10 protein-coding genes and 5 pseudogenes are annotated in these 15,282 nt (G+C 58.7%); 13 read left to right on the plus strand and 2 right to left on the minus strand.

Going from position 1 to position 15,282, the window contains the following annotated elements:
* Window positions 1–130: 130 nt before the first annotated feature.
* The 3 genes from HT737_RS01575 to HT737_RS01585 all read left to right on the plus strand — a co-directional run bounded on the left by HT737_RS01575 (window position 131) and on the right by HT737_RS01585 (window position 3,779).
* Window positions 131–1,417, plus strand: a complete 1,287-nt coding sequence (locus tag HT737_RS01575) for an efflux transporter outer membrane subunit (RefSeq protein WP_306287132.1) — start codon at window positions 131–133, stop codon at window positions 1,415–1,417.
* 67 nt (window positions 1,418–1,484) lie between these two features.
* Window positions 1,485–2,825: a putrescine-ornithine antiporter gene (gene potE, locus HT737_RS01580; protein WP_182401125.1), complete on the plus strand. Its 1,341-nt coding sequence runs from the start codon at window positions 1,485–1,487 to the stop codon at window positions 2,823–2,825.
* 48 nt (window positions 2,826–2,873) lie between these two features.
* On the plus strand, window positions 2,874–3,779 hold the full coding sequence (locus tag HT737_RS01585; protein WP_182401127.1) for an amino acid ABC transporter substrate-binding protein: 906 nt from the start codon (window positions 2,874–2,876) through the stop codon (window positions 3,777–3,779).
* A gap of 44 nt (window positions 3,780–3,823) precedes the next feature.
* On the opposite strand, the gene HT737_RS01590 is transcribed toward HT737_RS01585, so the two are convergent.
* Window positions 3,824–4,417: a TetR/AcrR family transcriptional regulator gene (locus HT737_RS01590; protein WP_095669313.1), complete on the minus strand. Its 594-nt coding sequence runs from the start codon at window positions 4,415–4,417 to the stop codon at window positions 3,824–3,826.
* Between the two features lie 196 nt (window positions 4,418–4,613).
* On the opposite strand from HT737_RS01590, the gene HT737_RS01595 reads away from it, so the two are divergent.
* The 9 genes and pseudogenes from HT737_RS01595 (at window position 4,614) to HT737_RS01635 (ending at window position 13,403) form a co-directional block, all read left to right on the plus strand.
* Entirely contained in the window at window positions 4,614–5,291 is a 678-nt protein-coding gene (locus HT737_RS01595; protein WP_182401130.1) for a type 1 glutamine amidotransferase domain-containing protein, read from the plus strand.
* A 96-nt stretch (window positions 5,292–5,387) separates the two neighbouring features.
* Window positions 5,388–6,513: pseudogene (locus HT737_RS01600) on the plus strand (alkene reductase).
* 238 nt (window positions 6,514–6,751) lie between these two features.
* Window positions 6,752–7,312 carry a GTP cyclohydrolase I FolE gene (folE, locus tag HT737_RS01605; RefSeq protein WP_047294417.1) on the plus strand — a complete coding sequence of 187 codons (561 nt, stop codon included), beginning with the start codon at window positions 6,752–6,754 and terminating at the stop codon, window positions 7,310–7,312.
* Window positions 7,313–7,418: 106 nt separating this feature from the next.
* Window positions 7,419–7,962, plus strand: a pseudogene (locus tag HT737_RS01610) (DUF3833 domain-containing protein).
* Window positions 7,959–8,670: pseudogene (locus tag HT737_RS01615) on the plus strand (SDR family NAD(P)-dependent oxidoreductase). Before HT737_RS01610 ends, HT737_RS01615 begins: the two co-directional pseudogenes overlap by 4 nt.
* 14 nt (window positions 8,671–8,684) lie before the next feature.
* A complete protein-coding gene (locus HT737_RS01620) occupies window positions 8,685–8,990 on the plus strand; it encodes a DUF6482 family protein (protein WP_047294422.1) in 306 nt (101 codons plus the stop codon).
* A gap of 25 nt (window positions 8,991–9,015) precedes the next feature.
* On the plus strand, window positions 9,016–10,554 hold the full coding sequence (locus HT737_RS01625; RefSeq protein ID WP_182401132.1) for a cryptochrome/photolyase family protein: 1,539 nt from the start codon (window positions 9,016–9,018) through the stop codon (window positions 10,552–10,554).
* 159 nt (window positions 10,555–10,713) lie between these two features.
* Window positions 10,714–12,903, plus strand: a pseudogene (locus HT737_RS01630) (ATP-binding protein).
* A 56-nt stretch (window positions 12,904–12,959) separates the two neighbouring features.
* On the plus strand, window positions 12,960–13,403 hold the full coding sequence (locus HT737_RS01635; RefSeq protein ID WP_182401159.1) for a TspO/MBR family protein: 444 nt from the start codon (window positions 12,960–12,962) through the stop codon (window positions 13,401–13,403).
* Window positions 13,404–13,454: 51 nt separating this feature from the next.
* Here the strand turns inward: HT737_RS01635 and HT737_RS01640 are convergent.
* Window positions 13,455–14,223 (minus strand): annotated as a pseudogene (locus HT737_RS01640) (sulfite exporter TauE/SafE family protein).
* A gap of 182 nt (window positions 14,224–14,405) precedes the next feature.
* On the opposite strand from HT737_RS01640, the gene HT737_RS01645 reads away from it, so the two are divergent.
* Entirely contained in the window at window positions 14,406–15,275 is an 870-nt protein-coding gene (locus HT737_RS01645) for a LysR family transcriptional regulator (RefSeq protein WP_182401134.1), read from the plus strand.
* Window positions 15,276–15,282 lie beyond the last annotated feature (7 nt).

The following is a 15,282-nucleotide window of genomic DNA, read 5'->3' on the forward strand; positions in this document are numbered from 1 at the left end:
CATTTGTCGTGGTTGATTTGTCTGGGGCTCAGCGGCTGCATGCTCGGCCCGGATTACCAGCGCCCGGCCACCGACACCCCGGCGGCCCTATCGCTACGCAGAGCAAGAGGCCAACGACCTGTCCAACGCGTTGTGGTGGGAACAGTTCAACGATCCGGTGCTCAATGACTTGATCCGCAGCGCGCTGGCGCAAAACCAAGACATCAAGATCGCCGCCGCCCGGGTCGAGGAGTTTCAGGGCCGTTACGGTGTGGCGCGTTCGCAGCTGTTTCCGCAAATCGGCGCCGCTGCGCAAGGCAGTCGTTCCCGCGCGCCACGCGACAATGGCCCGGTACCGCTGGACTCCGGCGTCGACCCGATTTACCAGAATTATCAGGCCACCCTGAGTGTGAGCTGGGAGCTTGACGTCTGGGGGCGCTTGCGGCGACTCAATGAGTCGGCACGGGCTGACTTGCTGGCCTCGGAAGAAGGTCGGCGGACGGTGATACTCAGCCTGGTCTCGTCGGTGGCATCGAGTTACATCGCGCTGCGCGATCTTGACCGCCAACTGGAAATCGCCCGCACCACGGCCAAGGCCCGTGGCGACTCCTACGAAATCTTCAAACTGCGTTTCGGTGCCGGCACCATTTCTGAAATGGAATTGGCGCAAAACCTTTCGGAATTCCAGCGCACCCAGGCGTCCGTTGCGCAATTCGAGTCACTGGTGGCGCAACAGGAAAATGATCTGGCTGTGCTGCTTGGGCGCAATCCGGGCCCGATCATCAGAGGCCGTGAGCTGACACAACTGTCGCTGCCATCGGTACCCGCCGGGTTGCCCTCGGACTTGCTTGAGCGCCGCCCCGATCTGCGGCAAGCCGAGTTGAATCTGGTTTCCGCCAACGCCCGAATCGGTGCGGCCAAGGCGCTGTATTTCCCGACGATATCGCTGACCGGATTGTTGGGCTCGGTCAGTAACCAACTGTCCAACCTGTTCACCGGGCCGGCTGCCACCTGGTCTTACGGAGTCGCCGCCAGCATGCCGCTCTTCACCGCTGGCGGGATCGCCGGCCAGGTGCAACAGGCCGAGGCCGTTCAAAAACAAACCTTGCTGGCTTACCAACAGTCGATCCAGTCAGCCTTCAGGGATGTTGAAAACGCCCTGGTTGCCGCGAGCAAATCCCGCGAGCAAATGACTTCTCAAGGCAATCAGGTCGAAGCCTTGCGCACCTACACCCGGTTTGCCCGGCTGCGCTACGACAACGGCTATACCAGCTACATAGAAGTGCTGGATGCCGAGCGCAGTCTGTTCGACGCCGAGCTGACCTACACCCGGACCCGGGGTTCGGTGTTCACCGCCATGATCGATGTTTACAAGGCCACAGGCGGAGGCTGGATAAGCAAGGCAGACACGTTGACCTCAACCGTCGGCGAACATTGACCATGACCACGCTGCAGTGCGTTCAAGGGCTGGGCGCGGATGCACTTCGCCGATCGAGGGGTTTTCGATGACCGACACCAACAAGAAAATGAGCCTGACGGGACTCACCACTTTGGTGACCGTCAACATGATGGGCTCGGGCATCATCATGTTGCCGACCAGCATGGCGCAACTCGGGGCGGTCTCGTTGTTGTCATGGATCGTCACCGCTGTCGGTTCCATGGCCATTGCATATTGTTTTTCCCAGTGCGGCATCTTCTGTCTACGCTCGGGCGGGTTATCCGCCTATACCGAAGAGGCGCACGCAAAGTCGGGATTTTTCCTCTGCTCGTATCTGTATTTCCTGTCACTGGCCATCGCCAACGTGGCGGTGGCGATCTCCGCAGTGGGATACATGACGTCGTTCATGCCTTGGCTGGGAAGCGGCGCCATTCCTTTGTTCATCGGAACGGTCGGCTTGCTCTGGATAACCACCGTGGCAAATTTTGGCGGCCCCGGCGTTACCGGCAAGATCGGTGCGATTACGGTCTGGGGCGTGATCATCCCGGTCGCCGGCTTGAGCCTTATCGGATGGTTCTGGTTCAAACCCGATCTGCTGATCGCCGCCTGGAACCCTTACCACCTGCCCATTTCCGAAGCGATCAGCAAAGCAATTCCGCTGACACTCTGGGCCTTTCTCGGCATGGAATCGGCCGCGCAGGCCTCTGACGCGGTGGAAAATCCCACGCGTACGGTGCCGCTGGCCTGCCTGTTCGGCACCCTGGGAGCGGCGGTTGTCTACGTGCTCTCGACGACCGTCATTCAGGGGATCATTCCGAATGCCGAGCTGGCTAACTCGTCCGCGCCGTTCGCGCTGGTTTATGCGCACATGTTCAACCCGACGGTCGGCCACATCATCATGGCGTTGGCAGTGATGGCATGCGTGGGCTCGCTGTTGGGCTGGCAGTTCACCCTGGCACAAACCGCCAAGATGACGGCTGACCAGGGCATGTTTCCCAAACTGTTCTGCAAGGTCAGCGCCCGCAATGCCCCCATCGTCGGGATGCTGGTCTGCGGCGTGCTGCAGACCTTGATGGCGCTGTCGACCATTTCGCCAAACGCCAGTGCGCAGTTCGGCAAACTGGTCAGCCTCGCCGCCGTGACCAACCTGATTCCCTATGTAACGGCGGCCACCGGGCTGCTGGTCATGATGTACAAAGCCAAGGTCAGTGCCAGCGTGTACACCCGCAATACCTTGCTGTTGGTGGTGGCCGTGGCGTACTCCCTCTACGCGTTGTATGCCTGCGGCAAAGATGCGGTGTTCGGCGGCATTCTGGTTCTGGTGTTCGGCTACCTGCTCTACGGCTTCCTCGCCAAACGTTTTGTCGACGTGCCTGTGCCGGTTCCCCCCCGGGCCGACAATCCTTGACCGCCGTCTTCGTGACGGCTCAGACATCTGAATTCGAGGAACCCGCACATGAACGTAAAACTGATCAAATCCCACCCGCTGCTACTCGTCTGCCTACTGACGCTATTGCCGGTCATGGCCCACGGCAGCACGCTTGAGCGCATCCGCACGAGCCACACGTTCACCCTCGGTTACTTGCCGGACTTCGCGCCGTTCAGCGAGCAGGTCGCCGATAAAGCCAGCGGATATGCCATCGACCTCTGTTTGAAAATAGCCGAAAAGGTCAAGAGCGAACTGGCGTTGCCCGCGCTGAAGATCGCCTACCAGCCTGTGTCCCTCAACGACGAAATCAATGCCGTCAATTCGGGGAAGATCGACATTCTCTGTACGCCGACCCCTCCGACACTGGCGCGGCGCTCGCAGGTCAGCTACTCGGTGCCGGTCTACACCGCCGGTCTCTCGGCCGTGGTGCGCGAGGACGCCTCCCAGCCTTTGCTTAATGTGCTCAATGGCAAGGTGGCCCATACCGGGCCAACGTGGCGTGCCACTGCGAACCTTGGGCTGTCCAATCAAACGTTTGCTGCCATCGGCGGTAGTGTGACCGAGGCGTGGATACATCAGCAGATGCGTTTGCTCGGCGTGGTGGCCACGCTGGTCACGGTGGAGAATGCCGATGCAGGCCTCAAACAGGTTGCCGATGGCAAAGCCAGTGCGTTCTTTGCTGAGCGCATGGTGCTCAAGCATCTGCTGAGCAAGAATGACCCCGCAGGTCACCTGGTGCTGCTGGAGCGGATTTTCGAGTACGCGCCAACGGCCATGGCGCTGGATCGAAACGACGAAGATTTCCGTCTGCTGGTCGACACTGCGCTGAGTGAGATGTACCGCGCCGGCGACATCGAGCAGGCGTACGACAACTACCTGGATGGCGCCGGCGACGCGGCGAAGAAGCTGTTCAAGATCTACGCACTACCTTGAGGGCCCGACCAAAAGAACCGGGCGCGTTCAACAGGCCTGGCGCTTCAGTTTGAGGGCCGCTGCAAAAGCCGCTTCGTCATCACCATCGAGGTCTGCAATGACTGCCCGGTGCGCTGCAGCTTGTTCAGCAGACTGGCGCCCAACCAGAGCTGGTAAAGGGTTTCTGCCAACTGGCGAGCATCAGCATCCGGCACACTTTTATCCAGCTGCCCTTCTTCCAGGCACGTCGTGATCCGCGCAACGATGCGCTCGGCGCCGTCACGCAAGGTGAGGCGCATCGACTCGGACAGGTCGGCGACTTCCGCGCTCAACTTGACCACCAGGCATTCATCGCCGTGACCTTCCAGGGTGCAGCGGTTCTGCCAGCCCTGCCAGTAATCCATCAGCCGCTCATAGGCACTGAGCCCCGGCAGTGTCAGGCGTCGCTCCATATCTGCGAGGTAGCCGACGAAGTAATCCTCCAGCAACGCCTGGCCGTAGAGTTCCTTGGATTTGAAGTAGTGATAGAACGAGCCCTTGGGCACACCGGCGGTCTGCAGGATCTCGCTCAGGCCAACGCTGGTGAAGCCCTTTTCGGCCATCATGCGGTGGCCGGTGTCGAGCAGGTGTTGGCGGGTATCGTCGTAGGTCGGTTTCATGGGACGCAAAATACCAAACATTAGACCAGTCGTATATTTCTGATGAGCCGGAGTTTGCCACAGTGATCGCGCGGAAACACCGCCGTAAAAATTTACTAGACGACCGGTCTAATATGAATCTATGCTGTGTCCGTCATTTCTTCCAAGGTGTCGCAGACGAACCCGTCGAGGACACCCGACCACCACAGGGCGCTCTATGAAAATCTTGATGGTTCTGACTTCCCACGATCAGCTTGGCAACACCGGCAAGAAAACCGGCTTCTGGCTCGAAGAGTTCGCGGCCCCCTACTACGCCTTCAAGGATGCCGGTGCACAGATCACTCTGGTATCGCCGGCTGGCGGCCAGCCGCCGCTTGATCCGAAAAGCGATGAGCCCGATGCGCAAACCGCTGAAACCGAGCGCTTTCGCAAGGACCCTGCTGCCCAACAGGCACTGGCCAACACCGGGCGTCTGGCGGATGTCAGCGCTGAGGATTTCGATGCTGTGTTTTATCCCGGCGGCCATGGCCCGCTGTGGGATCTGGCCGAGGACAAACACTCGATCGCACTGATCGAAGCCTTCGACCGCAGCAACAAACCCCACGGTTTCGTCTGCCATGCGCCGGGCGTGCTGCGCCACGTCACGGCTGCCGATGGCGAACCGTTGATTCAAGGCCGGGACGTCACCGGTTTCACCAACGCTGAAGAAGCCGCTGTGGGCCTCACGGATGTTGTGCCGTTCCTGATTGAGGACGAATTCCAGCGTCTTGGCGGGCGCTACGCCAAAGCGGCTGACTGGCAGGTTCACGTAGTGACCGATGGCCAACTGGTGACCGGTCAAAACCCTGCCAGCTCGGCAGCCGTTGCTGAAAAGCTGTTGAAGCTGTTGGCCTGAGCCACCGAGCCTCCCAGACACCGTGCGCTTCACGCACGGTGTTTTTTTTGCCGCATTAATAGTCGACTGGTCTAATAAGGTCAAAACAGGAATTCCATGAAAAACAGCCCTTTCTTCACGCCTTTCACCCTGGGCCAGCACACCCTGAAAAACCGCATCGTCCTGCCGCCCCTCACCCGCCAGCGCAGCACGCAACCGGGCAATGTCGCCAACGCATTGATGGCCGAGTATTACCAGCAGCGCGCCGGCGCCGGTCTGCTGGTCACCGAAGGCACGCAGATCGAGCCTCGCGGTCAGGGCTACGCCTGGACCCCCCGGCATTCATACGCCGGAACAAATTGCCGGATGGCGCATAGTCACCGAAGCGGTTCATGCCCGGAACGGCGTGATATTCGCCCAGCTGTGGCACGTCGGACGTGTGTCCCACACCGCCTTGCAACCCGACGGCGCGGCCCCGGTATCCGCTTCTGCCATCGCGACTGAACGGGTCAGCGTGTTCATTGAAACCACGCCGGGCGCTGGAGAGCTGGTCAAGCCATCCGCACCGCGAGCGCTGAGCACCGATGAAGTGCAGGCACTGGTTCAGCTCTATATACAGGCGGCGCGCAATGCGATGGATGCCGGTTTTGACGGGATCGAACTGCACTGCGCCAACGGCTATCTGGTGAACCAGTTCATTTCTGCGCACAGCAATGTGCGCACCGATCAATACGGCGGCTCGCTGCACAATCGCCTGCGTTTTCTGCGCGAAGTGGTGTCGGGTGTCGCCGAGTGCATCGGCAAGGAAAAAGTCGGCGTGCGGTTCGCGCCGCTGTTCACCACCACCGATGAAGCGCGCACTTATCTGGGCATGGTCGAGGAAGACCCGCACACCACTTACATCGAAGCGATCAAGGTGCTTGAGGACGTGGGGATTGCCTACCTGTCCATCGCCGAGGCGGACTGGGACGACGCGCCCGAGATGCCGCAAACATTCCGCCGCGCAGTGCGCGACACCTTCAGCGGCGCCATCATTTACGCCGGACGCTACAACGCTGAATCCGGCGCGCAATTGCTCGAATCGGGACTGGCGGACCTGGTGGCGTTCGGTCGGCCGTTCATGGCCAACCCGGACCTGCCGGCGCGCATCGCCAATGACTGGCCGCTCAATCCGCTGAACCCCGCCACGGTCTACGGCGGCAATGCCGAAGGCTATGTGGATTACCCGACCTACAGCGAATAATTCCGCGAATTCGCCTAGCGCTCCCACTGCCCGGGAGCGCTTTCCCCTCTGCGCCAAACGCGCAACCTCGCACGCTGCGATGTGAGGTGTTCGCATCTGCATAAAAAAGATTGCCGATTCATTGTCAGGCGGATTTTTTCAGCCTATCTTGAGTAAAACCTATACAAAGAACTTAATTTCGTACAACTCTTGCGCTACGGATTGGCCCTCACGCACAGCACTGCTGCGAGTCCCCTGAATGAACCCACTACTAGCCAGTCATTACCGTGAAATTCTCGTCGGCGTCGGGGAAAACCCCGAGCGTGAAGGTCTGCTCGACACGCCCAAACGTGCGGCCAAAGCGATGCAGTATCTGTGCAACGGCTACACCATGAGCCTGGAAGACGTCACCAACGGCGCCCTGTTCGAATCGCAAAGCGATGAGATGGTCATCGTCAGTGACATCGAGCTCTATTCCTTGTGTGAGCACCACATGCTGCCTTTCATCGGCAAGGCGCACGTGGCGTACATCCCCACCGGCAGGGTGCTCGGGCTGTCGAAAGTGGCGCGCGTGGTGGACATGTTCGCCCGGCGCCTGCAGATCCAGGAAAACCTCACCCGGCAAATTGCCGAGGCCATCCAGCAGATCACCGATGCCGCCGGCGTGGCCGTGGTCATCGAGGCCAGGCACATGTGCATGATGATGCGCGGCGTTGAAAAGCAGAATTCGATCATGACTTCCTCGGTGATGCTCGGCGCGTTTCGTGACAGCACCACCACGCGTCAAGAGTTCCTGCAACTGATCGGGCGGCGAAGTTGATGTTCGACCCTCGATGGGTGCGATAAACCTGTACAGCGAAAGTAGGCTGTACAAGCATGATCTTTCCAATTTCACCCTCCTGCCTGTGCATTCAGGGAGAACGTCAATGACCCGAATTGTGCTCTTGCTGGCTCTGATACTCGGCGTTGCGAGCTGCGGCAGCGTCGATGTCAGTCGCTACGCCGATCAGCAACCGGCGTTGGATCTGCAGCGTTTTTTTCAGCCAACCGGTGAAAGCCTGGGGGATGTTTCAGAAGCGTTCCGGGGAAGTGGTCAAGCGCTTCGAGGTCAACATCGTCAGCCATCGTGAAGGTGACAACCTGATTCTTGATGAGCACTTCCTGTACAGCGACGGTACGCGCCAGCGCCGCGTCTGGACCCTGACGCCCGAAGGCCAGGGACGCTGGAGCGGGCGCGCGGGTGATGTAGTGGGCGTCGCCACAGGTCAGGTGGCCGGCAATGCGCTGCACTGGCGGTATCGCCTGAACCTGCCGGTTGATGGCTCGACCTATGAAATGAGCATGGACGACTGGATGTACCAGATGGACGACGACACGCTGATCAATCGCACCCGCATGTCCAAGCTCGGGGTTGAAGTCGGCCAGGTGACCTTGTTTTTCCGCCGTCAGGGTGCCGGAGTCAGCCAATGAACAGCGCTTTCAGCATGGCCTCCCTGGGCGATGATTATCGTGCCCTGGTGATCGGCGCCAGTGGCGCCATCGGCCGCGCGTTTTGCCAGCAGCTCAGTCAGGACCCGCGCTGTGCCGGCGTTCGTGAACTGGGGCGCCATACCGTTCCAGCGCTGGATCTGGAGCAGCCGCAATCGATCGCCAGCGCCGCCGCCGAACTGGCCGCGCAAGCGCCCCTATCAGTTGATCGTGCACGCTGCCGGCCTGCTGCATCGTGAGCGGATCAAACCGGAAAAGAGCTACAGCGCGATCGAGGCAGATGCGCTGCAAGCCGTGTTTCAAGTGAACGCGCTGGGGCCGGCGATGGTGTTGCGGCATTTTCTGCCGTTGCTTGATCCCCAAGGGGCGATGGCGCTGCTCTCGGCCAAGGTCGGAAGCATCGGCGACAACCGATTGGGCGGCTGGTATGCCTATCGCGCCTCCAAGGCGGCGCTGAACATGCTGATCAAGACCGCAGCGATCGAACTGGCCCGCACCCGCCCGCAAAGCCGCTTGCTGAGTCTGCACCCGGGCACGGTCGTGTCGGGGTTGTCGCAACCTTTTCGCGGGGCATCCAGCGCCCGCCCTGCGGACGTTGCCGCTGAACAGCTACTGAACCTGATTGACCAGTTGACGCCGGCCGACAGCGGCCAGTTCTTTGCCTACGATGGACAACGCCTGCCCTGGTAGGCAAGGAGTGAAGCATGAATCTGCAAACCCTGACCGAACGCGCGGCCAACAGCGAAATTCGTGAGCTGGAGTTGCTGTCGCTTGAAGGTGGTTTTTATCTGGCCCGGGTTCGCCTGGATCACGGTCAGTTCACCTTGCTCGACGACGCGGCCAAACCGATGCACCTGCGTTCAATCACCCATCTGCGTGACTTGCTGCAGACCGTGCCGGCATTCCCGTGTGTGCTGGTGCAGCAATGCGTGCACGACGAAATGTGTGGCCGTGATACCGGGCCGGTCGAAGAGCTGCGCATTCCGTTTTCGCTGGCCACGCCGTTATGAAACGAATCCTGCCGGACTGCACTGAATGAACCCGAATCGTCGGTTGTGCCTGGTGCTGGGCGACCAGTTGTCGTTCGATCTGGCCTCCTTGCAGACGCTCGACAGCGAGCGCGACACCGTGCTGCTGGTCGAGGTCATGGAAGAAGCCAGCCATGTACCGCACCATCCGCAAAAGATTGCCCTGATCTTCAGCGCCATGCGCCACTTCGCCCAGTCGTTGCGAGATCAGGGCATCCGTGTCGAATACGTGACGCTGGATGATCCGCACAACAGCGGTTCGGTGCCGGGAGAATTACGCCGTTGGCAACAGCGCTTGCAGGTCGAGCAAGTGCACGTCACCGAGTGCGGTGACTGGCGCCTGGAACAATCGATCAAGGATTGTGGCCTGTCCGTTTGTTGGCACGCCGATTCGCGTTTTTTGTGCAGTCGCGCCGAGTTCGCCGCCTGGGCTGCGGGGAAAAAGCAGTTGCGCATGGAGTTCTTTTATCGCGAGATGCGTCGCAAGAGTCGCTTGCTGCTCAATGGCGATGGCACGCCGGTGGGCGGCGCGTGGAATTTCGATGCCGAGAATCGCAAGTCCCTGCCCAAAGGCGTGAAAGCCCCCTACCCGATCCGTTTCAGTAACGACGCCATCACCCGCGAAGTGCTGGATCTGGTGAAGGCGCGCTTCAGCCAGCACTACGGCGCACTCGATGATTTCAATTACCCGGTCACCCATGCCGACGCGCAGGCGCTGTGGGACTATTTTCTGGATTATGGCCTGGCGGGTTTCGGTGACTATCAGGACGCCATGGCCAGTGACGAGCCCTTCCTGTTTCATGCACGCATCAGCGCCGCGCTCAATATCGGCCTGCTGGATTTGCGGCGATTGTGCAGCGACGTCGAGTCGGCCTATTGGGCCGGCAGGATTGCCCTGAATGCTGCCGAAGGCTTCATTCGGCAACTGATCGGCTGGCGGGAATACGTGCGCGGCGTGTACTGGCTGAAAATGCCGGACTACGCTCTGGGCAATGCCTTCGGCAACAGCCGTGCACTGCCGGAGTTCTACTGGACCGGTGCCACGCAGATGAACTGCATGCGCCAGGCCATCGGCCAGAGTCTGCAGCATGCCTACGCGCACCACATTCAGCGGCTGATGGTCACCGGCAATTTCGCCCTGCTCGCCGGCATTGCGCCGAGCCAGATCTGTGAGTGGTACCTGGCGATCTATATGGACGCCTTCGACTGGGTCGAACTGCCCAACACGCTGGGCATGGTCATGCATGCCGACGGCGGTTACCTCGGCTCCAAACCCTATTGCGCCAGTGGCCAATACATCAATCGCATGTCTGACTACTGCCGCGGCTGCGCCTACAAGGTCAGCGAAAGTACGGCGGACAATGCCTGCCCGTTCAATGCGTTGTACTGGCATTTTCTGATGCGCCATGGTGAGCAGCTGCGCGGCAATCAGCGCATGGCGATGATGTACAAGAACCTCGACCGCATGTCGTCAGCCAAGCAGGAGGCGCTGTGGCAACGCGGGCAGAACCTGTTGGCGCGTCTGGATAACGGCGAATCGATCTGAAATCAGCGCTCGCTTGCGCCGGTGGTGAAACTTAAGCACAACGCGCCCGGTCAACGGATGATCGGCGCTCGAGTCCTCTGCGAGCGCAATGTCCACTGCTCGTGTTGTGCTTACGCGCTCTATGCAGCCAGCCCCTGAACATTCAACAAAGCAGGTCACATGGATACCCTTGAACACCTTAGTCGCGAAGCACTCGAGTCAGAAGTCAGGCGATTGCGCGCGGCGCTTCAAAGCACTCAGGTCGACACACAGGACGTAGACCTCGAGCGCGACATGGCGGCGCAACTGCAAGCCAGTCGGGACGCCCTCGCCCGCAGCGAAGCTCGCTTCATCACCATTCTGGAAACCATCGAATCGGCGTTTGCCATCGTCAAGGTCAAATTCGACGCTGACGACAAGCCGGTCGATTACTACTTCGTCGAAGCCAATCCGGCGTTCGAACACCAGTGCGGCGTCAACCTGCGCGGCAAATGGGTGACCGAGTTCGCGCCCAATCTGGAAAGCTTCTGGTTTGAAACCTACGGCCATGTAGCCAAGACCGGGGAACCGGCGAACTTCGAAAATTATGCCAACACCTTCGAGCGCTGGTTCGACGTACGCGCCGTGCGTGTCGGCGATCCGGCCGACCGGCAGATCGCCATTCTGTTCAACGACGTCACCCAGCGGCGCGACGCCGAGGAGCGTTTGCGAGCCAGCGAGGCCATCGCGCGGGAGAACGTCGAGCGTGTGCAACTGGCGCTCGCCGCCGGGGCCATTATCGGCACCTGGCACTGGGACCTGCTCACCGACCGCTTTTGCCGTGGACGAGGCGTTTGCCCGAGTGTTTGACCTCGACCCTGCACTGGGCCGCGAAGGCTCAGCCTCGAACAAGTGATGGTGACCGTGCATCCCGAAGACCGCGATGGACTGACCAGCGCGATCAACGAAGCCATCGGCCGCGGTGGCGCCTACTCCCATCAGTACCGCGTGCGTCGCACGGACGGCAAGTACCAGTGGATCGAGGCCAACGGCCGGGTTGAGTGTGCAGACGATGGAACGCCGCTGCGCTTTCCCGGCGTGCTGATCGATGTCGAGGAACGGCGCAATGTCGAAGCGGAGCGCGACCGCGCCATCGCCGCGTTGCGCGCGCTCAACGATACGCTGGAGCAGCGCGTATCATCGCGCACTTCAGAGCTGATGCAAGCCGAAGAGAAACTGCGTCAGTCGCAGAAAATGGAGGCCGTCGGCCAGTTGACCGGAGGCTTGGCGCATGACTTCAATAATCTGTTGGCCGGCATTTCCGGTGCACTGGAGTTGATGGGCGCACGCATCAGCCAGGGACGACTGAACGAAGTCGACAAGTACATGATGACCGCCCAGGGCGCGGTCAAGCGTGCAGCCGCCCTGACCCACCGGCTGCTGGCGTTCTCCCGACGCCAGACCCTCGATCCGCGTCCCACCGACGTCAACACGCTGATGACCGGCATGACCGAACTGATCCAGCGTACGGTAGGCCCCAGCATCGTCTTGGAAACCCGCGCCGCGCCGGGGCTTTGGCCAACGCTGGTGGATGCCAGCCAGTTGGAGAATGCTCTGCTCAATCTGTGCATCAACGCGCGCGATGCGATGCCGGACGGTGGGCGCATCACCATCGAAACCGCCAACCGCACGCTGGACGGCGAGACTGCGCGCACCCTGGACATGCCAGAGGGCGAATACCTGTGCCTGTGCGTGACCGATACCGGCACCGGCATGACCGCCGATGTCATCGCCAAGGCCTTCGACCCCTTCTTCACCACCAAACCGTTGGGCCAGGGCACGGGGCTAGGACTGTCGATGATCTATGGTTTCGCCAAGCAATCCGGCGGCCAGGTGCGCGTGCATTCGCAGGTCGGCCGGGGCACAGAAATGTGCATTTATCTGCCTCGCTACCATGGCGAACCGGTGCCGAATCAGGATCACAAGGGCAACGCGCCGGCCGCCTTGCCCAAGGCAGGCGAGACCATTCTGGTGGTAGACGACGAGCCTACGGTGCGTGCGTTGCTGACTGACGTGCTCGGCGATCTCGGCTACACCTTGATAGAGGCCGCTGACAGCGTGGTCGGGCTGAAGATGTTGCGCTCCGACATTCACATCGACTTGCTGATCACCGACGTCGGCTTGCCGGGTGGCATGAACGGTCGGCAACTGGCCGATGCCGGCCGGGAAATCCGCCAGAACCTGAAGACCCTGTTCATTACCGGGTACGCAGAAAACGCGGTGATTGGTGCCGGTCAATTGGGCCCGGACATGCAGGTGCTGACCAAGCCGTTTGCCGTCGACACGCTGGTGGCGCGGGTCAGTGACCTGCTGGCAACGAAGTCCGAATAATCCGCTGCGGCGGTATGAATCCAGAGAGAGTGGCTGCGGCCAAGGAGTGAAAAATGGTGACGTTTCTGATTTTTCTGATCGCGTGCGGCGCTGCGGCAAGTACCGGGGTGATTTTCAAACCCGGGCCATGGTACGAAGGGCTGAATAACCCCGGATTTACCCCACCCAATTGGGCGTTTCCGGTGGCCTGGACGATTATCTATCTATTGCTGGCCTGGGCCGGTTATCGCTTGAGTCTGATTCCCGGCAGTCAGACCGTGTTGGCGCTGTGGGCCGCGCAGATCGCCTTGAACACACTGTGGACGCCGGTGTTCTTCGGCGCGCATCAGGTGTTGGCCGCCATGGTGATTCTGTTGGTGTTGTGGCTGGTAGTCGCGGCAATGGTATTTCTGGCGATGCGCCTGGATGTGATCACCGGGCTGATCCTGTTTCCTTATCTGGCCTGGTTGTGTGTGGCAGCGGCGTTGAATTTCTCGATTTTGCGCAATAACCGTGGGTGATCAAGCGCAACAGCCAATGTTCATTGGAGCGCTGAAGGGGCTGGATTTCATCTATGAAAATAGAGACAGCCCCATTCTGCCAATCAGGAAAACCAGCAGAATCAGGAAAAAGATCCGAATAAAGCCACTGCCATACCGCAGTGCGAGAAAAACTCCAGTCAGGGAGCCGGCAATATTGCACAGTGCTACGACGCCACCTACCGCCCACAGAACATTTCCCGTTGGTACAAAAAACATGAGTGCCGCGCAGAACGTGCCCAGATTGACCAGCTTTGCGGAGGCGGAGGCATTTAAAAAATCAAAGCCAAAATATTTGACGAAAATGAATAGCAGAAGGCTGCCGCTACCCGGACCGAAGACGCCGTCATAAAAACCAATCAAGCCACCAAAAAAAATGCCCCACGCAATTTCCTTTGTTCCGCAATGAAATTCAGTGCTGATCAGGCCTAATCTTTTTTCCGCGAACGTATAGATCGCCATCGCTATCAAAACAAAAAAAAACAACGAACTCCATGATTTTTTTGGGAACGATTGACACTGAAAACGCGCCAATGAACGCAAAAACGAATGCCGACAGCATGGTGGGCAACATCAGTTTCCAGACAATGTTTATTCTTTTGGTATAGCTGTATATCGAAGAAAGATTGCCCGCAAGAACCGCCAGCTTATTGGTTCCAAATACGGTTGCCAAATTATATTGAGGAAGCGCATGCAAAAGTGCTGGCAGCTGTACAAGCCCGCCACCACCTACCGCTGCATCTATCAAACCACCACAGAATGCAAAAAAGCCTAAAGCGAACAACGCTTGTTCAAAATCCATTCAGGAGATCCTTTCGGAACTGAAATTCTTCGCAAAGCAACATGAAAATCTCCGGATTAGTTCCCGCTAACCCGCTGATTTAAATTTCCACAATCAGATCAGACTTTGAAAAATAGGTGACTTGATGGGTTTCGACAAGTGACTTATAGTGATCAAATCATTCATCATAAGTGAGCAATGGCATGGAGCTTTCTCAACTTACTATGTTCAAGGCTGTAGCGGATCACGGAAGTATCATTCGCGCCTCTGAATTACTGCACTGTGTTCCGTCCAACATTACCAACAGAATCAAACTTCTGGAAAAAGAACTTGGGGTATCTTTGTTTATCAGGAAAGGTCGGGGGCTTGTTATCAGCCCTTCCGGTAGATTATTTCTTGGGTATGCAAACAAAATCCTGTCTTTATGCCAGGAATCACAAAGAGCGCTCGATCCCGCGGCGGCGCCGTCAGGACTCTTGAAGATCGGGGCAATAGAGTCATCGGCAACCGGCAGACTGCCCAAGTTGCTCTCAAAGTTTCATCAACTCTATCCATCTGTGCAAATGCAGTTCAGCACAGGTGACTGGTCGCAGTTATTGAATGATGTGGTTGATCATAAACTCGACGGTGCCATCATTGCTGTCAATCAGGATCATCCTGATATTGAAAGTATCGAAATCTACATGGAAGAACTGGTATTGATTGCCTCTTCAGCTGCGGGGCACGTGCATAATCCGCAGGACTTGAGTGGCACGGATATATTCATGTGGCCTGAAGGCTGTCCTTATAGAAAGGCGCTGGAAAACTGGCTGCAAGCGCATGGTGTTGTTAGTCCTGTAACAAGCATCGCCAGTTACGGCACCATTCTTGGGTGTGTCAGCTCTGGAGCGGGTGTTTCGTTAGTGCCCAGAGGCGTTTTTGAACAGTTTCGCAGGATCGGTGACATAAGCGGCCATGTATTTGACGACCTGCACCCAATACAGAATTATTTTATATGGAATAAAAACAGCGGACCTCATCGCGCAAAAGAAAAATTTGCGGAGCTGCTCGTAGAGGAATTCAAGGACGTCTGACGTCATT

This window comes from Pseudomonas sp. MD195_PC81_125, assembly GCF_014060985.1.
GTDB classification, from domain to species: Bacteria; Pseudomonadota; Gammaproteobacteria; order Pseudomonadales; family Pseudomonadaceae; genus Aquipseudomonas; species Aquipseudomonas parakoreensis.

Coding starts and splice junctions, on each gene's coding strand:
- potE (WP_182401125.1), top strand. CDS start 1,485: ATGACCGACACCAACAAGAAAATGAGCCTGACGGGACTCACCACTTTG.
- HT737_RS01585 (WP_182401127.1), top strand. CDS start 2,874: ATGAACGTAAAACTGATCAAATCCCACCCGCTGCTACTCGTCTGCCTA.
- HT737_RS01590 (WP_095669313.1), bottom strand. CDS start 4,417: ATGAAACCGACCTACGACGATACCCGCCAACACCTGCTCGACACCGGC.
- HT737_RS01595 (WP_182401130.1), top strand. CDS start 4,614: ATGAAAATCTTGATGGTTCTGACTTCCCACGATCAGCTTGGCAACACC.
- folE (WP_047294417.1), top strand. CDS start 6,752: ATGAACCCACTACTAGCCAGTCATTACCGTGAAATTCTCGTCGGCGTC.
- HT737_RS01620 (WP_047294422.1), top strand. CDS start 8,685: ATGAATCTGCAAACCCTGACCGAACGCGCGGCCAACAGCGAAATTCGT.
- HT737_RS01625 (WP_182401132.1), top strand. CDS start 9,016: ATGAACCCGAATCGTCGGTTGTGCCTGGTGCTGGGCGACCAGTTGTCG.
- HT737_RS01645 (WP_182401134.1), top strand. CDS start 14,406: ATGGAGCTTTCTCAACTTACTATGTTCAAGGCTGTAGCGGATCACGGA.